Raw genomic sequence first — 16,948 nt, 5'->3', positions numbered from 1 at the left:
GGTTAACGAATGGTAAACGGGGAGGTCATGGAGGAGATCAGTTGCCGACGGCGCCGACGGCAACGGCAGTGCCGCGGCTGTCCTGCAGCTTGACCCACTGGCCGGGATTGTCGCTCGATTGACGCTTCAGGTACGTGTATTCCGTCTCGCTCCAGAGCATGACCTTGTTGCGCATATTGTCGAGAACGAAGTCGCCGCGATCGGTACGGACCGTCAGCACAGCATGACCTTCGCCATTCGGCTGCAGGACCACCGTCATCAAAAGGTTTGATGGGCTGATACCCTGGCCGATCAGCATCTTGCGCTTCAGCAGTGCGTAGTCCTCGCAGTCACCGGCCGTGGTGGGGTAGGCCCATTTTTCTTCCACACCATAAAGCTCCATGTCGGTCATGGGTTTGATGGTGGTGTTGACGGTGTAGTTCACATCAAGGATTTTGCGCCAACGCTCCTCGGTCAGGGCAAGCGGACCAGGGTCACGGCCGGTCGGCACGCATTCGCTGGGATAGTTCTTGCAGAATTCGTAATGGCCGATCGGCTGGTTAGCTTTGCCGGTGACGACCATGCTGGAAGGCAAGGCGAGAGCGGATTGCGAGGACACCAGCGCAATAAAGAGGCCAGCAAGACCTGCGCCAATTTTCTTTGCGTGAAGCATTCTGTTTCTCCCTGTTCGTTGGGGAAACAGTCTCACGAGCGGCTTGCTCGATCGCCAAATTCGATAGTCAAATCAGAGGCTTGTTTTATTCAACTGCGGATAAAACAAGCCTCAAATGCACATCGTATTTTTGGCGAATATGAATCAGATTCGATGGGCAATTGTATCGAATGCGAATCAAATTCGGATCAAGTTGTTCGCATCGGATGCCAAGCGACTGACCGATCTGGCTTTTCTTTTCAGGCTACCGCTACCGGAGTCGCTCCGCTGCGTCGGCCTTCCTATCCGCGGAGAGCACGCGAGGTCGTGACGGGCGGCAGACGGAACGGGTTTTCACCTGCGAATCGGGTGTCCCAGACACAAAATAGCCGGGGATTTTTTTGTGCCGGAACGGGAAATGTGTCCCTCTTTCGCCATCGCATGGTCAATGATTACTTAAATTTGGCTGCGATTCGCGGAGGATCATCGCCTCCATCATGCGACGGGTATGACGATCGCAGCTCCGGGGCTGCGTGATTGCGGCAGCCGGTGGCCAATACGGCGTGAGGACAACTGCGGTCCGCAGGTCAAGGGGGATGTGGCGTGCGAACGACCGCTCTGACGTCAAAGGAAGGCGCGGAGGGACTCGCGGGTCTGGACGGTGGCGAATTCGATCGCGACACCTTCTGCGAAATGACGCACGATGCGGCCACGCATTTCGTTGAGCCGGACAGGTGTGCCGATGTCGGGACGCATCTCGACATCCACCGCGGCGCCGGACAATGACAGGTCAAGCAGGCGGCACGAATAGCGACGCCCATCCTCAAGAGTGAGTTCCGCTCGTGTAACGCGCGGCGTGAGACGGTCGTGACGACGGTCTTCCGGCAGGCCGAGCTCATGGCGGTTGGCCAACCAGGTCAACTGGGCAGCAAGCTTTTCGCGCTTGCGGTCCGTCGCGTTGATGGACATCAGGAAGCCATCGTGGCGCTTTTGCAGGACATGTCCCTCGATCCGCCCAAGCTGATCGATATAAGCAATGATGCGCTCCTGAAGAGCCGGTGCACCTTCGCAGACCATCAGTGCGTCACCCGGAGACATTTCCGTGACGGTGCAGCTATATTCCTCGTGGTTCGCAAGCATCAGCCGTCCAGGCATGTTCACAGACACGCTCTGAAAAACACGCTGTGCTGCTGCCTGGGCAGAAGACGCGGTCGCTGTTGCTGGCTGAAACGAGAACATATTGAGCTTTCACTGATCTAAGCCCAATAAAGCTACTACCGAGGAGTTAACATAAGGTTCGGCACACCTTTTCAATTGAGGGGATCGGCGCGATTGGCTTTACCCTCAAGAGCTGCAGAGAGAAGACGCTGAATGACCGATTGCCGCGCCAAGTAGGCAGAGGAACGGCGGGCATTTTCCAGCACAGGCCGCCAGTCGATGATCCGCAGAGTACAGATCGTCCCCCTCATCTGCTGTTTGTCAGACGGCAGGAAGCTTCCCAGGATTCTCTCCGTCAAAAGGTTCGAGGATTTCAAGGGCAGGAAAAGCATCTCAAATGCCGTCTCGATACCTTCGATATCCGTCCCAATCACAGAGGCAATCATCGCACGCTCGGTTCGGAGAGCCGCCAGCACCGCCTCCGCTGCCGTATCGGCGGACTTGATCTCCCAGAGATCGTCGAAAAGGCTGCCCCGCAATTCTCCACCCAGCCGATCGCACATGCGCGTACCGGCCAGCCGGAACCGCAAATAGGGTCCTTCCGCCTTCAGGATAAAAAGGTCAGGCAGTGTTTTGCCAAGCGCCGAAGGCTGCACGGCGCTTCGGAACGGCGCCGCCCCACCCCTCCTGAGACTGTCCCAATAAGTGAATATTTCGTAACTGCGGTCGTTCTGCATTGGAACCATTCGTCTCGTTTCGAGCCGGAAAACGGGCTTGCTGCCTCCGGTTCCGCATACGGAGCGAATATCGTGCCAAGTGTGTTAGGTGTTAGTAATGCAAGGGGAATACGGCCCGCCCTTCGGCGAGCCGCTGGCATGAGGATTAGCCTTCGATACGAACGGAGAGGCCGTTCTGGCCGTAGACCGGCGTCAGCTTGAAGCCCTCAAGAACAATCTCGTCGAACTTGCCGTTGAAGGTGCCGGCCTGGATGAGCTTGATCTCATCACCTGCCTTCGGCTTCTGGCCATCAGCGAGGGTGAGAACGAGTTTGCCGCCTTCGATTGCGACGGACTTCGCAACTGATACGCCCCCATTGAGCGACAGTTGAAGACCAGCATTCTTGCGAACCGTCAGGTTGCCGCCAATCGCGAGCGACTTGGCCTCGACAACGGCCTTGCCGCCGGCGAGATAGACATCGCCTTTGCCGAATGCCGTATCGGACTGCGCCACCAGCGCGCCATTTTCGACGACGACGCCGCCGCTAAAGCTGTTGGTGCCGCTGAGTGCAAGACTGCCCGAGCCTTGCTTGGTCAATTTGCCGGCACCCTCGATATCGTTCTTCCACGTGTCCGCAGCGTTGAAGCCGCCCTTGGATGCGTCCATGCTGACCGCGACGTCGCCATCGAAGGCACCGTAGCCGTCAGCGGCATCGAACAGATTCAGACGACCCCAGCCTTCAGCATCGCTGATGATCGGGTAGCCGGACGCAATCTCCGTCGTCTTGAGAACCACACGGCGCTGTTCTGCAGAAAGATAGGGCAGGCGGGTTTCCAGCAGCACCTCGGCACCCTTCGGCACGACGGGCGCAACATCAGTCTTGCCGATTTGGCGGTGGCCATAGGTCATGCGCGGCTCGAAGAAGGCTTTGTTTTCCTTCCAGTCGGCAAAGCGATCCTTGGTCTTGTCACTCGCATGAGCGAGCACGAACAGCTTGTTCAAGTCGCCGTTCGCAGTCTCCTTCGAAAGATAGGACTGCGCCTGCCCAAAAGCTTCCACCTTCAGACCAGCGTATTTTTCCCGGTTCAGGTTATAGGCAACGACTGCCAGCGCCTGCACGCGGCCGCCCAGAACATCGAAAGTCTGGTGCATGCCGGCACGGATGCGGTTCTCACCCATCAGGGCCGCGCGGGTCACCATCTCCTGATAGCGCTGCGGAACGAGATAAGCCATCACGAGCGCATCACGCCAGCCTTCAGCCGTATGGCCGCTCGGAAAGCCGCCGTCGCTGGCAGGCTTGTCGCTCTTGGCGGGCTCCAACTGCGGCACAACGCGGACATCGGCGCTGGCGCGGTAGGGGCGGGCATACTTGTAATAGCGCTTGGCCGGTTCGGTCGAACCGTTGTCGCTGCCAGCATCGAACAGATCAACAGCCTTGCCGAGATCGGGATTCTCCTTGGAGCCGACGCCGCGGTTGTTGCCCTTGTCATCGTACTTCACCTTGACGGCATCGGCAGGCATGTCGGTGATCGTGGTGGTCTGACGTGCACCCTTGCGCCACACATCCGCCAGTGGGCCGAGGCCATCCACGATGCTGACATTCTTGCCGCGGCGATCATCGAGGTAGGCTTCGCGGTCCAGTTCCGGCGTCTGCGCACGGGTGACCTTCACGGAGTATGCAATATTGGCGTCGTGCACTTCAGGCAGTTTCTTCTTGCCGTCCGTGGCGCTGCCCGGAATGCCATCCCAATCGGATTTCACCACTGCCGGGCAATTGTCCTTGGCAGGTGCATCCTGATCCGCATCTACGAATGCGGATCGGGGCGTCCAGAGATCGAGGAAGCCCGACAGGAGGCGCACGCCCGCATTTGCTTCCAATGTCGCAAGGCACGCATCACCGCGCTGGTTAGTGCCGCCCGCATCGACATAGGCCACGACACCGGTGGGTGCGGGCGCCGTATCAACCTTTCCTAAGCCGGCAGGCGCAGGCGGAAGCACAAGGGTGTCGGCAAAGGCGGGCGCCTGGAGAGAGGCAACCAGGATGACGGTGTAAAGAGCAGTTGAACTGCGAAAGATCATTGGTTCTTGTCCAAATGTTCAGCTGTTAAAATTGAAGACGGCTCGGATCGCGTCCGTTCCCGGTCCTCATAGTTCAGGCATGCGTCAGTTTTCTTACAATTCTCTCGCACGGGCTTGTCCCACGCAGTTGTGTAGCGGCGCTCCTTTTCCTGTGGTGACTTCCTGTTATATCTCTGACCGAGTGGCGTAAGGACGTAAGACGCATGGATGAGTCGCCGAAAGGCCCGTGGACCAATGATGACGGCGGACACCGTGCCTCCGATGCACCTGTGCCGCCCGCAGCTGCGCCTGCTGAAACAGGGCCGCCAGATCGGCCGCGACAGCCCGCGTTGAATTTGCCGCCGCTGCTGACCCTCATCCTTGCCTTGCTGGTCGTGCTTTTTGTCCTCGACCAGTACGTGCTGTCGTCCAGCATGCGATCGTTGCTGCTGTTCGAAATGGCCTTTACCCCGCTGCGCTACGTCTACCCATTGGCGGATCAGGGGCTGGAATGGCTGTGGACGCCGGTAACCTATTCGCTGCTGCACGGAAGCATAGAACATCTGTTGTTCAACGGGTTGTGGTTGGCAGCCTTCGGCGCCCCAGTGCTTCGTCGCATCGGCGCATCGCGCTTCATCGTATTCTGGGCGCTGTCCGCTGCTGCCGCTGCCTTTTTCCATGCCGGATTGAACTGGGGAGAAGAGACGATCCTGATCGGGGCATCCGGAGTTATTTCCGCTCTCATGGCAGCGGCCTGCCGCTTTGCCTTCCCATCCGGTCGCTTTTCGCTTGGGGGAAGTGAAGTTCATCGCCTGCCGCGCCAGACGATCATCGGCGCCATGCGCAATCGCACCGTGCTGATCTTCACCATCCTCTGGTTCCTTGGAAATATCCTGATCGCGGTGGGTATCCCATTGGTGGGTGCGGATTCCGGTCCTATCGCTTGGGATGCTCATGTTGGCGGTTTCGTCTTCGGCTATCTGCTGTTTGGCCTGTTCGATCCTGTGGCCGGTGAACGGCCGGCATGACTGCGAAGCCTGCCGACTGATCCGTTTTGAAAGCGTCGCATTCCAGTGGTTGAAGCGCGGCGCTGCCGGCTGATTATCGGTCAGCGCGTATCGCGCCACCGGAAATAGGCGATACTTCCGGCCCCAAGGGCAAACGCAAGACAGAATCCGAATACGATCATCGTCACACTCCTCCAGTTGACGTGGTGAAATTGCGTCGCGCTCCTCTTCGCGACAGCAGGCGGACTTGACCACGTGAATCGATTGAAAGCAAGCACTGCGTGTGCGGTCGCTCTGGCCCAGGAGGGCATCCGGCATTTCTGTTGCATTTAAATGGTCGAAGGCGCACCATCATGTTCCGCTATCGTCAGGCCCGGGGAGGGGCTTTGAGTCGAGGCGGAAACTGCAGTTCGTCAATGGGAGGAATTGATGTCTTTGTCAGTGAAGAACATGCTTGACGCCAAAGGTCGCAACGTCGTCTCCATCACGCGGGACAAGACGCTGAAAGAGGTGGCGGATATTCTCAATACCCATGGCATTGGTGCTGTGGTCGTCACGAGCCTCGAAAACCGGATTGCCGGCATTTTCACCGAACGTGATCTCGTGAAAGCCATTGCGCGAGAAGGCGCCGATGTGCTGGACAAGCCCGTATCATACGCCATGACGACAAATGTGACCCGCTGCCGCGAGGACACAACCGCCAACGAGTTGATGGAAATCATGAGCGCTGGCCGCTTCCGTCACGTGCCCGTCGAAGACGGTGGAAAGCTGGTCGGGATCATCTCGATCGGTGACGTCGTGAAATCGCGTATCCGCGAGATCGAGATGGAGGCGGAACACATCAAGGCCTATATCGCCGGTTGACGCTTGAGGGGTGCAGGGGAGGTGAGCGGCGCGATCGCGATCAGCCCGCAAAGACCTCCTGCACCCGCTTCAGATCGGCGATCCGGTTCTTGACCTCCTGGTAGCCGCGATCAATCGCTTCGCCGGCCCGGTGAAACTCTGACAGGCCAATATCGCCGACGCGGGGATGCAGCGCGATATCGGGCGGATCACCCGCAAGTCTGGCGCGCGAGATGCGCTCCTGGATGATGTTAAAGGCCTGAACCATCACACTAGGCATGCCAATCCGCGCTTCCTTGACGTGGGTATGCTGGCCTGTGACGACAGGTTGAACGCTCGCATTGTGCTTCACGACGGCTGAGCGCCCAAAGACATCGTAGTTGAGGTTTACGGCAGCCACCAGGGGCTGCTCATAAGCTCGACAGACGGATGTCGGCACGGGATTGACCAGCGCTCCATCCACCAGCGTCCGATTGTTGCATCGAACCGGCTCGAAGATGCCGGGAAGGGCGTAAGATGCGCGCAACCCCGTGATCAGCGATCCGCTGGTGATCCACACTTCATGGCCACTGTGAAGTTCCGTGGCCACGGCAACGAAGGGACGATCGAGGTCCTCGATCGCCATATCTTCCAGGTGCTCCTGCATCCGCTTGGTGAGACGCATGCCGCCCAGCAGACCGCCACCGCCGATCGTCAGATCCAGAAGGCCTGCGATGCGTCGCATCGTCAACGACCGGGCGAAGGTCTCCAGTTCGTCCAGCTTGCCTGCCAGATAGCACCCACCGACGAGCGCGCCGATCGACGTTCCGGCGATCATGCCGACCTCAATGCCCTCTTCCTCCAGGGCTCGCAACACACCGATATGCGCCCAGCCACGTGCAGCTCCACCTCCAAGTGCGAGAGCGAGCTTTGCCTTTCGAGGCTTTACCGGGTGTTGGGGCTTTGCCGCCGTTGTTGATCCACCAGCATCAGCCGGCGCCGTCTGCGGATCATGTTTGGGCCAATTCCAATTCAGCATCTGCCACCCTCCTCCTGGCTGAACAGACCAGAATTCATTAGACCCTTGAGAGGTTTCGATTTCGTTGCGCCGGAAAACGGCAATCAACGCAGCAGATGGTTTGGATCAGGAACCGCTATAAACCTGCGTGGGATCAAAATGGCGCTCGTCATCCACCACTTCAAGGTGGGCCTGTCCGTCCAGCAGGGATACGGCACGATAAAAGCAGGAACGCCGACCGGTGTGGCAGCTGGCGGCATGGCCGCCAACCGATACTTTCAGCCAAACCGCATCCTGGTCGCAATCGGTCAGCAGTTCAGTGACTGTCTGCAGATTGCCCGAAGTCTCGCCCTTCTTCCAGATTTTGGCGCGCGAGCGGCTGTAATAGTGGGCGATACCGGTCTCGATGGTCAGAGCCAAGGCCTCGGCATTCATATGAGCGACCATCAAAAGCTGGCCGTCAGAAGCGTCTGTGACAACGGCCGTCACCAGCCCCGCTTCGTCGAAACGGGGCGTGAAGGGACCGCGCTCTTCCAATGCAGTCTTGTCCGATGGGGCAGCCTGAAATTCGATCGTCATTGAAATGCCTAGAGCGAACTTTGACCCGGCTCAGCGCCGGATCAGGGTGAGGAAGCGAGCCTGTTCTGCGGCATTGTCCTTGAAGTCGGCCGTAAAGGTCGTGGTGAGCGTCGTCGAGCCCTGCTTCTGGATGCCGCGCATTGCCATGCAGAGATGCTCAGCCTCGATCATAACGGCGACGCCGCGCGGCTGAAGCACGTCCTGTATGGAGTTGGCGATCTGTGCCGTCATCGTTTCCTGCGTCTGCAGGCGGCGACCGAACACTTCGACAAGGCGTGCGATCTTGGAAAGACCCAGCACGCGGCCCTTCGGCAGATAGGCAACATGCGCCTTGCCGATGATCGGCACCATGTGGTGTTCGCAGTGAGAGAAGAATGGAATATCCTTCACCAGCACCATGTCATCAAAGCCACCAACCTCTTCAAAGGTGCGGCCGAGAATATCTTCCGGCTCCTGATCATAGCCGGCAAAAAGCTCACGATAGGATTTGGCGACGCGCTTTGGCGTATCGAGCAAACCTTCGCGGGTCGGATCGTCGCCTGCCCAGCGCAGCAGGGTGCGAACAGCTTCTTCAGCCTCCTGTTGGGAAGGCCGTGCCTGCGGTTGCCCGGCGGGGAAATTCTTCACAATGGCGTCCATGTTTTGACTCCTGATGCGGTTCAAGGCCGCACCTGACCGAGAACCGATCTGGCTGATTGCCTTGCCGACCGGTCCTTACGCGCTATCTGGCCTGCCGGATCTTTTTTTACAAGATAATCCGTCCTGCTTTCGAAGCAGTTTCCGGCAAATCTTTCTTCCTTGATCGGCAAGGGACGCGCTATCATATAGTTAGTCTCGGCCGGTTCACCAGTCCGTATATGAAGACGGACCGTTCTCAATCGCTTACAGGCAGCCGGTCTCGCTCGAAAGAACCGATCATGGACGACATCTACAATAGCCGCATCCTGGAACTGGCCGGCAACATCGAACGCTCCGGCACGCTTGAGGATGCGGATGCATCCAGTGAAAAGCACTCCAAGCTCTGTGGATCCAAAGTGAGAGTGTACCTCAAGGTCGACAATGGCATCGTGACGGATTTCGCCCATCAGGTCCGCGCCTGTGCTCTGGGGCAGGCCGCTTCGTCCGTCATGGCACGGCATGTGGTCGGTGCGACGGCAGCGGAAATCCGCCAGGCGCGCGACGAGATGCTCGCCATGCTGAAGCAGGATGGCGAGGGACCGACCGGTCGCTTCGACGAGATGCGGGTGCTAAAGCCGGTGAAGGATTACAAGGCGCGCCACGCCTCCACCATGCTGACCTTCGATGCGGTGGTCGATTGTCTCGATCAGATCGATGCCCGCAGCCCGGCCATGGCGAGCTGATTGCCATGTGCCAGCACTGCAACATGCTGGATGACGACGAGGACGAACGTCCTCGCAAGCGTGGCCGCAATTATGCCGGTCCGTTCCAGAAGACCCCCGGTCGGCTGTTTGGCATGGGGCTGATCCGACTCTATCAATTGACGTTGTCGGGCTTCATCGGCAATTCCTGCCGGCACATCCCAACTTGTTCCGAATTCGGTTATGAAGCCGTCGCTCGCCACGGCTTGTGGTTTGGTGGCTGGATGACTGCATGGCGGTTCGTTCGCTGCGGTCCCTTTGGTTCATCCGGCCTCGACCCGGTCCCCGAAGCGCTGCAGCCTTACCAGAAGTGGTTGACGCCTTGGCGCTATCGTTCGCAATCGTCGGCTGCCATCAATCGCTAACGACGGAAAACCTGATCAACCCCCTGTTAATCTCGTTTCGAAATTTACCCCGGGCGCATCCCGTTTTGGCGCATGCGCGTCCTAATTTGCGTCGATATTGGACGTCAACGCGCAAGGCACAAGAAACTCGCCGGGGCAGGGATTATGCAGATCTGGACATGGGGTGCGCGAAAGCTCGCGCTCGGATTGCTGTTGGCCACATCAATGGCCGCGACCGCCGTTGCGGCACAGCGGCAGATGTCTTGGGCCGTCATGGACGCCAAGACGGGACGCATCATTGCCGACGAAGGCGGCAAGACGATGCACCCTCCGGCATCGCTCGCCAAGATGATGACGCTTTATCTGACATTCGAAGCGCTGCGCTCCGGCCGGCTGCACTGGGATGACAAGATCAAGATGTCCAGCAATGCCGCCTCCAAGGTGCGCATGAAGCTGAACGTGAAGGCCGGCACGACGATCACCGTTCGCGAAGCCGTCAACAGCATGATCATCATTTCCGCCAATGACGCTGCGACCGCCATGGGTGAACATCTCGCGGGATCCGAGGCGGCTTTCGGCCGCATGATGACGGAGAAAGCACGGCGCCTCGGCATGAAGAGCACCATCTTCGTGACGCCGTCGGGCCTGACTGCCAAAACGCGGCAGGTGACGACGCCGGAGGACATGGCGCGTTTGGGCCTGGCGCTGAAGCGTGATTTCCCGGCCAACTATCAACTCTTTGCGCAGCGCACGTACAACTTCCGTGGCCGCGTTCTGCATGGCCATAACAATCTGATGTATCGTTATGCGGGTGTCGATGGCATCAAGACCGGCTACACAGATGCATCCGGATATAACCTCGTGTCCTCGCTGAACGCGGACGGCAGGCGGCTGATCGGGGTGGTCCTTGGCGGACCGACGGCGCGCAGCCGCGACGACAAGATGGCTGCACTCCTCAACAAGTATTCCAAGGCATCGATCATGGTTGCCGAGCAGGAAGAAAAGAAACCGCGCGCAAAGACGGTAAAGCTTGCCTCTGCCCCGATGCCGGAAGATCGTCCGACAAAGATTGGGGCCAAGGGCAAGCATGGCGACGAAGTCGAGATCGAGCAGGGCGATGGCGGTGAGACAGTTGCCGAGGCTGGTGCCGGACGTTGGAAGCTGCAGGTTGGCACCTCGTCAACCCGTGATGGTGCAAACGATCTCAAGGAAAAGGCAGAGGATGCGCTGAAGGGTGCAAAGGGCGAAATCGTCTCCTCCGGCAAAGGCAAGAGCCATGTTTACAAGGTTCGTCTCGGCGGCTTCAAATCCAGCGCCGATGCCAACAAGGCTTGCTCGAACCTGAAGAAGCAGAGGATGGATTGCTTCGCGGTCTCGTCTCGGTAAGGTCACGCCGTGACCGTGCATCAGACAGCGGATTACATTCATGCCCATGCCGATGGAATACCGCCACGCTTCGCGCGATTTCGATGCCTTCATGGAAGATCTGAAGGCGGTTTCCATGCTGCGAACGAGTCATCAGGCCTATACGATGCTGCAAGCCGTTTTACAGGTCTTCCGGCGTCGGTTGGAGATCGATCAGGCTATTCGGTTTGCGAACCTATTGCCGCCGGTCTTGCGGTCGATCTTCGTGAGTGACTGGGACACGACCGAGGGCGTCCTGCCTTTCAAGACCCGTCAGGAGATGATGGCTGAGGTGAGGGCGCTCCGGCATAATCACAATCTCTCCACTGAGTCAGCCATCGAAGATGTAACTACGGCCGTTCGGCGTCATGTGGATGAGGTGCCGTTCGAGCAATTCCTGCGGACGCATTCGTCCGATGCAGCACGCTTCTGGGGCTATTCTTCGGCAGGCTGACGCCTTTACTCCAGGGACATTTGCGCTTATCACGGCGACCGTTCGCCGGCCTTCGAAAGGCCCTTTAGCACCACCCGCATTCGTTGGCGGGACTGGATCAGGAGAATCATATGTCCGTTTCCCTCACTTTCCCCGATGGATCCGTTCGCTCGTTTGACGCGGGCACCACCGGCCTTGCCGTCGCGGAGTCGATTTCCAAATCGCTGGCCAAGAAGGCGGTCGCCGTCGCGATCGATGGCACTGTGCGCGACCTCTCCGACCCCGTTGTCGAGGGGAAGATCGAGATCATCACCCGGACCGATCCACGCGCGCTGGAACTGATCCGCCACGATGCAGCCCACGTGATGGCAGAGGCCGTGCAGGAACTGTGGCCCGGTACGCAGGTGACGATCGGTCCGGTGATCGAAAACGGCTTCTACTATGACTTTGCCAAAAACGAGCCGTTCACGCCCGACGATCTGCCGAAGATCGAAGCGAAGATGAAGGAGATCATCGGTCGCAACAAGCCGTTCACCAAGCAGATCTGGTCGCGTGACAAAGCCAAGCAGGTGTTCGCCGACAAGGGTGAAGGTTTCAAGGTCGAACTCGTCGATGCGATTCCGGAAGACCAGGATCTCAAGATCTATTACCAGGGCGACTGGTTCGATCTTTGCCGCGGCCCGCACATGGCTTCCACCGGCCAGGTCGGCACTGCCTTCAAGCTGATGAAGGTGGCCGGCGCCTATTGGCGTGGCGATAGCAACAACCCGATGCTGAGCCGCATCTACGGCACGGCCTGGGCAACGCAGGAAGAGCTGGACCAATACCTGCACATTCTTGCGGAAGCGGAGAAGCGCGATCACCGCAAGCTTGGCCGCGAGATGGATCTATTCCACTTCCAGGAGGAAGGTCCGGGCGTCGTGTTCTGGCATGGTAAAGGCTGGCGCATGTTCCAAACTCTGACGGCCTATATGCGCCGCCGCCTCGCCAACACCTATCAGGAGGTGAATGCACCACAGGTCCTCGACTCCTCACTCTGGGAAACCTCCGGTCACTGGGGCTGGTACCAGGAAAACATGTTTGCGGTGAAATCGGCCTATGCCTTCACGCATCCGGACGACAAGGAAGCCGATAACCGCGTCTTCGCGCTGAAGCCGATGAACTGCCCAGGCCACGTGCAGATCTTCAAACATGGATTGAGGTCTTATCGCGAAATGCCTGTACGCCTCGCGGAATTCGGCCTCGTACATCGCTATGAAGCGTCCGGTGCGCTGCATGGCCTGATGCGCGTGCGCGGTTTCACGCAGGACGACGCGCATGTCTTCTGCACGGAAGAGCAGATGGCGGCGGAATGCCTGCGCATCAACGACCTGATCCTGTCGGTCTATGAAGATTTCGGCTTCCACGAAGTGGTGGTGAAACTCTCCACGCGTCCTGAAAAGCGTGTGGGTTCGGATGCGCTCTGGGATCGCGCTGAAAGCGTGATGATGGACGTTTTGAAGACCATCGAAGCCCAATCCGGCGGTCGCATCAAGACCGGCATCCTGCCGGGCGAGGGTGCCTTCTACGGGCCGAAGTTCGAATATACGCTGAAGGACGCAATCGGACGCGAATGGCAGTGCGGCACCACGCAGGTTGACTTCAACTTGCCGGAACGCTTTGGCGCTTTCTACATCGACGACAAGTCGGAGAAGGTTCAGCCGGTAATGATCCACCGTGCCATATGCGGTTCGATGGAACGCTTCCTCGGCATCCTCATCGAGAACTTCGCCGGTCACATGCCGCTGTGGTTCGCGCCGCTGCAGGTCGTTGTGGCGACGATCACTTCGGAAGCGGATGATTATGGCCGCGAAGTGGCTGAAGCCCTGCGCGATGCGGGTCTGGTCGTTGAGGAGGATTTCCGCAACGAGAAGATTAACTACAAGGTTCGTGAGCACTCTGTTACCAAGGTGCCAGTGATCATCGTCTGCGGCAAGAAGGAAGCTGAAGAGCGCTCCGTCAACATCCGTCGTCTGGGCAGCCAGGCGCAGACCTCGATGTCCCTGGCCGATGCGATTGCGTCGCTTGGTGAAGAGGCGACGCCGCCGGATGTTCGTCGTCGGCAGGCGCAGCGCAAGGCCGCCGCAGAATAGACCACACATCGACGGAGGATCTGCCAGGTGCTGGCAGGTCCTCCGCCAGTTTTATTTCGTGCCACCATGCCCAAGGGCATTTTGTTTAGAGCGGGATCGATCTTGCGCTTCAGACAACTTTCCTACGCAAACGAACGCGATCCGCGTCTGAAACGCTGGTTGATTCACAGCATCGAACGTTTGTCCGGGCGGGACAGGGTTGTTGGTCTCTATGAGACTTGGCGAAACTCCATCGTGTCCGACCCCGGCAATGCATTCAGCCGAATGCTCGATCTGCTGCAAATCCGGCTGTTCATCCGAGGACAATGGCCTCCACGGGATCTCCCTCAGGGGCCTCTGGTCATGGTGGCAAATCATCCCTTTGGCATTGGCGATGGCATTGCCATCCTCTCTCTGGCGGAAGCGCTTGGGCGGCCCTTCCGCATCCTCATCCATAATGAGCTTCTAAAGGTTCCCGAAATGGAGCCTTACGCGTTACCAGTTTGCTTCGAGGAAACCAAGGAAGCCTTGGCGATCAACATGAATACCCGCCGAGATGCCATCGGGCTTCTGCAGTCGGGAACCACTGTGGTGATCTTTCCGGCGGGCGGTGTGGCGACCGCACCGAGAGGTTTTGGCGAAGCGGAAGATCTTCCCTGGAAAATTTTTGTGGCCAAGCTTGTTCAGTCGGCCAAAGCCAATGTGATGCCGATCCATTTCGAAGGCCAGAATGGACGTCTATTCCATCTGGTCAGTCGGGTTTCGATGACTTTGAGGTTGTCACTGCTGATCCGTGAATTCATCCGTCTTTCCGGCAACACGCTGCATATTTGCGTCGGCGATGTGCTGCGGTGGGCGGATCTTGAAAAGATGCGCGACCGTCAGGAGTTGATCACAGCACTCCACACGGCCGTCTTTTCGCTGAAGCCGTCCGAGAGTCGAAAGCGGTTCAATCTGCGTCGATTTCCGGCGCGGTCGCGCCCGGAGCAGGCGCGCCCGCAGTCTGGTGCTGGTCACGCATCATAACTTCGACGTCGACATTCTTGCCGGCCTTGATGCTGAATTCCTTCTGGAAAATCTTGTCCTTGTTGCGGGCGATCGCTGTATAGTCGCCCTCGGTCAGAACCATGGTCGTGAAGGCACTCACACTTTCACTCACCACGTCGCCGCCAGCTGTCAAAACCGACCAGGCGGTATCTGCAATCGCCTCACCACCCTTCTGGGAAACCAGCTTTAGCGTCACCTGCGCGGCACGATGGGTCAGCGTGGCTTCGGTCAGCTTGCCAGCTTCAACCTGGATATCGGCACGCACCACGGAGTTGATGTCGCCGTATTCGGAGACAACATGATATTTCCCGGCGTTGAGCCGGATGATCGTGTTCGGCGCAACATTGGCCATGATGAGGCCCCGCTCGCCGTCATCACGCACATCAGACGAATAGACCGAAAATGTCAGTTGCTTGTCGGGGATGCGCTGATCCTTGCCGGCCACGCCCTTGAGAACGATGCCGCCTGCATCGAGCACCAGCGTTTCCCGAGGTGCAGCGCCATCGGCAGGTACGTTCAGCTTTTTGGTGATGCCCGCGCGGCCAAAGGCGACGTTCACGAAATAGTCGCCCGGACTTAAGTGGAAGTCCGCTTTGCCACCTTCGGCAGTCGCCACAAGCGGCAGCTTCCCGTCTGGGCCTGGGATGGGGCTGAAGACGCGCCAAGTCAGGCCGGACTTCATCACTTCGCCATTGGGCACGAGCTTGGCTTCGAGTGTCACTTCGCGGGAGATCGCAGCGGCGGGTCGGCCCATGGTCGGCGAAAAGGCGTTGAGCTTCGTCGTCTTGCCGGTGGAATCCAGTTGCTTGAAGCTCTTGAAGGCGTCTTCAGCCTTGGCCGCAACGATCCCTTGCGCGGCAATCGACATTGCGGCGGCAAAGAGGAGGGGGAGCGGACGAGATTTCATCTTGAGCTGGCCGTTGACTCTTGTGACCTGAACCGCCACTTGAAGACCAACCGGAAGGCAATTTCAAGACCCTCATTCACGCAACATCTCCAGACGGCATCTCCCATGAGCAAGAACGAACCTCTTCTGCAGTATCTCTCAACGCGCCGGTCCACCCCAGCCTTGCAGTTGACGGAACCCGGCCCCAGCCGCGCTGAGATCGAGTCCATGCTGACGCTTGCCTCGCGCGTGCCTGACCATGGCAAGCTTGCGCCGTGGCGCTTCATCGTTCTGCGCGGTGAGCAGCGAAAAACGCTTGGTTCGGCCCTGCTCGAAATCGCCCTCAAGAAGACGCCGGAACTCTCGCCCGAGCAGCAGGAAGTGGAACGTACCCGCTTCACCCGTGCGCCGCTTGTGATTGCGGTTGTCAGCCGCGCTGCCCCGCATGTGAAGATCCCGGAATGGGAACAGGTTCTTTCGGCGGGCGCCGTATGCCTCAACCTGTTCATGGCCGCCAATGCCCATGGCTTCGCCGCCAACTGGCTCAGCGAATGGATCTCCTATGACGAAAACGCCAAGGCACTTCTCGGTATTGCTGCCGAGGAGCAGGTCGCTGGCCTCGTCTATATCGGTTCCACGACATTTCCATCAACGGACCGTCCGCGCCCGGAACTGTCCGATATCGTTACCTGGATCGGGGAAGAGTAAATGTTCTATCCAACCGATACGAACGCGCATGGCCTGGCCCACGATCCCTTCAAGGCGATCGTGGCGCCCCGACCGATCGGTTGGATCGGTACCAAGGGCAGGGACGGGTCGCTGAACCTGTCCCCCTATTCTTTTTTCAATGCGATTTCGGATAATCCGAAACTGGTTCTATTCTCCTCCAGCGGGCGCAAGCATAGCCTGAAGAACGCCGAGGAGACCGGACAGTTTACAGCAAGTCTCGTCAGCCGACACCTGGTTGACAAGATGAACACGTCCTCGGCGCCGGTGGAATATGGCGTTGACGAGTTCCAGCTCGCAGGGCTGACGCCGCGCATGGGAGAAATCATTGAGGCACCCTTCGTGGCTGAAGCCTATGCGGCGCTCGAATGCCGCGTGACGGAGATCCTCTGCCCGAAGCGTGTCGACGGAACGCCAAGCGAATCCTATGTGGTGTTCGGTCAGGTCGTCGGAATCCACATCGACGAAAACATTATCCGCGACGGTCGCATCGACATGGGTCTGGCACGACCGATCGCCCGCATGGGCTACATGGACTATGCTGACGGCGGTTCCGACGTATTTCAGCTGATGCGACCCAAGGCCTGACAAAGGCTTACGTCTTTCTGTATTGGGTCCTTGGTTAATA

Annotated in this window: 18 protein-coding genes; 10 read left to right on the top strand and 8 right to left on the bottom strand. The window is 58.6% G+C overall.

What is annotated here, in order from left to right; translation table 11 throughout:
- Nucleotides 1-37 precede the first annotated feature (37 nt).
- The 4 genes from Q2T52_RS16700 to Q2T52_RS16685 all read right to left on the bottom strand — a co-directional run bounded on the left by Q2T52_RS16700 (nucleotide 38) and on the right by Q2T52_RS16685 (nucleotide 4,585).
- Nucleotides 38-652: a transglutaminase-like cysteine peptidase gene (locus Q2T52_RS16700; RefSeq protein WP_302077926.1), complete on the bottom strand. Its 615-nt coding sequence runs from the start codon at nucleotides 650-652 to the stop codon at nucleotides 38-40.
- Nucleotides 653-1,255: 603 nt separating this feature from the next.
- Nucleotides 1,256-1,870, bottom strand: a complete 615-nt coding sequence (locus Q2T52_RS16695) for a PilZ domain-containing protein (protein ID WP_302077925.1) — start codon at nucleotides 1,868-1,870, stop codon at nucleotides 1,256-1,258.
- Nucleotides 1,871-1,941: 71 nt separating this feature from the next.
- A complete protein-coding gene (locus Q2T52_RS16690; protein WP_302077924.1) occupies nucleotides 1,942-2,526 on the bottom strand; it encodes a PAS domain-containing protein in 585 nt (194 codons plus the stop codon).
- A 145-nt stretch (nucleotides 2,527-2,671) separates the two neighbouring features.
- Nucleotides 2,672-4,585 carry an acid phosphatase gene (locus Q2T52_RS16685; RefSeq protein ID WP_302077923.1) on the bottom strand — a complete coding sequence of 638 codons (1,914 nt, stop codon included), beginning with the start codon at nucleotides 4,583-4,585 and terminating at the stop codon, nucleotides 2,672-2,674.
- A gap of 203 nt (nucleotides 4,586-4,788) precedes the next feature.
- Here Q2T52_RS16685 and Q2T52_RS16680 point away from each other — a divergent pair, with 203 nt between their 5' ends.
- Together Q2T52_RS16680 and Q2T52_RS16675 are read left to right on the top strand one after the other, a co-directional pair.
- Entirely contained in the window at nucleotides 4,789-5,592 is an 804-nt protein-coding gene (locus Q2T52_RS16680) for a rhomboid family intramembrane serine protease (RefSeq protein ID WP_302077922.1), read from the top strand.
- A gap of 408 nt (nucleotides 5,593-6,000) precedes the next feature.
- Nucleotides 6,001-6,435: a CBS domain-containing protein gene (locus Q2T52_RS16675; protein WP_302077921.1), complete on the top strand. Its 435-nt coding sequence runs from the start codon at nucleotides 6,001-6,003 to the stop codon at nucleotides 6,433-6,435.
- Nucleotides 6,436-6,475: 40 nt separating this feature from the next.
- Here Q2T52_RS16675 and Q2T52_RS16670 read toward each other — a convergent pair whose 3' ends face one another.
- The 3 genes from Q2T52_RS16670 to folE all read right to left on the bottom strand — a co-directional run bounded on the left by Q2T52_RS16670 (nucleotide 6,476) and on the right by folE (nucleotide 8,629).
- Nucleotides 6,476-7,432, bottom strand: coding sequence for a patatin-like phospholipase family protein (locus Q2T52_RS16670; RefSeq protein WP_302077920.1), 957 nt, complete (start codon nucleotides 7,430-7,432; stop codon nucleotides 6,476-6,478).
- 105 nt (nucleotides 7,433-7,537) lie between these two features.
- Nucleotides 7,538-7,990 carry a phosphoribosyl-AMP cyclohydrolase gene (gene hisI / locus Q2T52_RS16665; RefSeq protein ID WP_302077919.1) on the bottom strand — a complete coding sequence of 151 codons (453 nt, stop codon included), beginning with the start codon at nucleotides 7,988-7,990 and terminating at the stop codon, nucleotides 7,538-7,540.
- Nucleotides 7,991-8,020: 30 nt separating this feature from the next.
- Entirely contained in the window at nucleotides 8,021-8,629 is a 609-nt protein-coding gene (gene folE, locus Q2T52_RS16660) for a GTP cyclohydrolase I FolE (RefSeq protein ID WP_302077918.1), read from the bottom strand.
- Between the two features lie 278 nt (nucleotides 8,630-8,907).
- Between folE and Q2T52_RS16655 the strand changes: the two genes are divergently transcribed.
- The 6 genes from Q2T52_RS16655 to Q2T52_RS16630 all read left to right on the top strand — a co-directional run bounded on the left by Q2T52_RS16655 (nucleotide 8,908) and on the right by Q2T52_RS16630 (nucleotide 14,687).
- On the top strand, nucleotides 8,908-9,351 hold the full coding sequence (locus tag Q2T52_RS16655; protein WP_302077917.1) for an iron-sulfur cluster assembly scaffold protein: 444 nt from the start codon (nucleotides 8,908-8,910) through the stop codon (nucleotides 9,349-9,351).
- Between the two features lie 5 nt (nucleotides 9,352-9,356).
- Nucleotides 9,357-9,734, top strand: a complete 378-nt coding sequence (gene yidD / locus Q2T52_RS16650; protein WP_302077916.1) for a membrane protein insertion efficiency factor YidD — start codon at nucleotides 9,357-9,359, stop codon at nucleotides 9,732-9,734.
- A gap of 144 nt (nucleotides 9,735-9,878) precedes the next feature.
- Nucleotides 9,879-11,099, top strand: coding sequence for a D-alanyl-D-alanine carboxypeptidase (locus tag Q2T52_RS16645; RefSeq protein ID WP_302077915.1), 1,221 nt, complete (start codon nucleotides 9,879-9,881; stop codon nucleotides 11,097-11,099).
- Nucleotides 11,100-11,139: 40 nt separating this feature from the next.
- Nucleotides 11,140-11,571, top strand: a complete 432-nt coding sequence (locus Q2T52_RS16640) for a DUF2267 domain-containing protein (protein ID WP_302077914.1) — start codon at nucleotides 11,140-11,142, stop codon at nucleotides 11,569-11,571.
- Nucleotides 11,572-11,681: 110 nt separating this feature from the next.
- Entirely contained in the window at nucleotides 11,682-13,682 is a 2,001-nt protein-coding gene (gene thrS, locus Q2T52_RS16635) for a threonine--tRNA ligase (protein ID WP_302077913.1), read from the top strand.
- Nucleotides 13,683-13,784: 102 nt separating this feature from the next.
- Complete coding sequence (locus tag Q2T52_RS16630; protein ID WP_302077912.1) at nucleotides 13,785-14,687, top strand: lysophospholipid acyltransferase family protein; 903 nt, start codon at nucleotides 13,785-13,787, stop codon at nucleotides 14,685-14,687.
- On the opposite strand, the gene Q2T52_RS16625 is transcribed toward Q2T52_RS16630, so the two are convergent.
- Nucleotides 14,611-15,615, bottom strand: coding sequence for an RgsD C-terminal domain-containing protein (locus tag Q2T52_RS16625; RefSeq protein WP_436799547.1), 1,005 nt, complete (start codon nucleotides 15,613-15,615; stop codon nucleotides 14,611-14,613). The genes Q2T52_RS16630 and Q2T52_RS16625 overlap by 77 nt on opposite strands.
- A 105-nt stretch (nucleotides 15,616-15,720) precedes the next feature.
- Here Q2T52_RS16625 and Q2T52_RS16620 point away from each other — a divergent pair, with 105 nt between their 5' ends.
- Both Q2T52_RS16620 and Q2T52_RS16615 read left to right on the top strand, forming a co-directional pair.
- On the top strand, nucleotides 15,721-16,302 hold the full coding sequence (locus Q2T52_RS16620; protein ID WP_302077911.1) for a nitroreductase family protein: 582 nt from the start codon (nucleotides 15,721-15,723) through the stop codon (nucleotides 16,300-16,302).
- The gene (locus Q2T52_RS16615; protein WP_302077910.1) at nucleotides 16,303-16,908 is read left to right on the top strand and encodes a flavin reductase family protein; all 606 of its coding nucleotides are present in this window, start codon (nucleotides 16,303-16,305) and stop codon (nucleotides 16,906-16,908) included.
- Nucleotides 16,909-16,948: the final 40 nt, after the last annotated feature.

Source organism: Rhizobium oryzicola (assembly GCF_030504645.1).
GTDB classification, from domain to species: Bacteria; Pseudomonadota; Alphaproteobacteria; order Rhizobiales; family Rhizobiaceae; genus Neorhizobium; species Neorhizobium oryzicola.
The sequence above is the reverse complement of the archived record's forward strand: the minus strand, read 5'-3'. Positions and strand labels throughout refer to the sequence as shown.

Excerpts from the sequence above, each read along its gene's own strand:
- Q2T52_RS16700 (WP_302077926.1), bottom strand. The coding sequence starts at position 652 with ATGCTTCACGCAAAGAAAATTGGCGCAGGTCTTGCTGGCCTCTTTATT.
- Q2T52_RS16695 (WP_302077925.1), bottom strand. The coding sequence starts at position 1,870 with ATGTTCTCGTTTCAGCCAGCAACAGCGACCGCGTCTTCTGCCCAGGCA.
- Q2T52_RS16690 (WP_302077924.1), bottom strand. The coding sequence starts at position 2,526 with ATGCAGAACGACCGCAGTTACGAAATATTCACTTATTGGGACAGTCTC.
- Q2T52_RS16685 (WP_302077923.1), bottom strand. The coding sequence starts at position 4,585 with ATGATCTTTCGCAGTTCAACTGCTCTTTACACCGTCATCCTGGTTGCC.
- Q2T52_RS16680 (WP_302077922.1), top strand. The coding sequence starts at position 4,789 with ATGGATGAGTCGCCGAAAGGCCCGTGGACCAATGATGACGGCGGACAC.
- Q2T52_RS16675 (WP_302077921.1), top strand. The coding sequence starts at position 6,001 with ATGTCTTTGTCAGTGAAGAACATGCTTGACGCCAAAGGTCGCAACGTC.
- Q2T52_RS16670 (WP_302077920.1), bottom strand. The coding sequence starts at position 7,432 with ATGCTGAATTGGAATTGGCCCAAACATGATCCGCAGACGGCGCCGGCT.
- hisI (WP_302077919.1), bottom strand. The coding sequence starts at position 7,990 with ATGACGATCGAATTTCAGGCTGCCCCATCGGACAAGACTGCATTGGAA.
- folE (WP_302077918.1), bottom strand. The coding sequence starts at position 8,629 with ATGGACGCCATTGTGAAGAATTTCCCCGCCGGGCAACCGCAGGCACGG.
- Q2T52_RS16655 (WP_302077917.1), top strand. The coding sequence starts at position 8,908 with ATGGACGACATCTACAATAGCCGCATCCTGGAACTGGCCGGCAACATC.
- yidD (WP_302077916.1), top strand. The coding sequence starts at position 9,357 with ATGTGCCAGCACTGCAACATGCTGGATGACGACGAGGACGAACGTCCT.
- Q2T52_RS16645 (WP_302077915.1), top strand. The coding sequence starts at position 9,879 with ATGCAGATCTGGACATGGGGTGCGCGAAAGCTCGCGCTCGGATTGCTG.
- Q2T52_RS16640 (WP_302077914.1), top strand. The coding sequence starts at position 11,140 with ATGCCCATGCCGATGGAATACCGCCACGCTTCGCGCGATTTCGATGCC.
- thrS (WP_302077913.1), top strand. The coding sequence starts at position 11,682 with ATGTCCGTTTCCCTCACTTTCCCCGATGGATCCGTTCGCTCGTTTGAC.
- Q2T52_RS16625 (WP_436799547.1), bottom strand. The coding sequence starts at position 15,615 with ATGAAATCTCGTCCGCTCCCCCTCCTCTTTGCCGCCGCAATGTCGATT.
- Q2T52_RS16620 (WP_302077911.1), top strand. The coding sequence starts at position 15,721 with ATGAGCAAGAACGAACCTCTTCTGCAGTATCTCTCAACGCGCCGGTCC.
- Q2T52_RS16615 (WP_302077910.1), top strand. The coding sequence starts at position 16,303 with ATGTTCTATCCAACCGATACGAACGCGCATGGCCTGGCCCACGATCCC.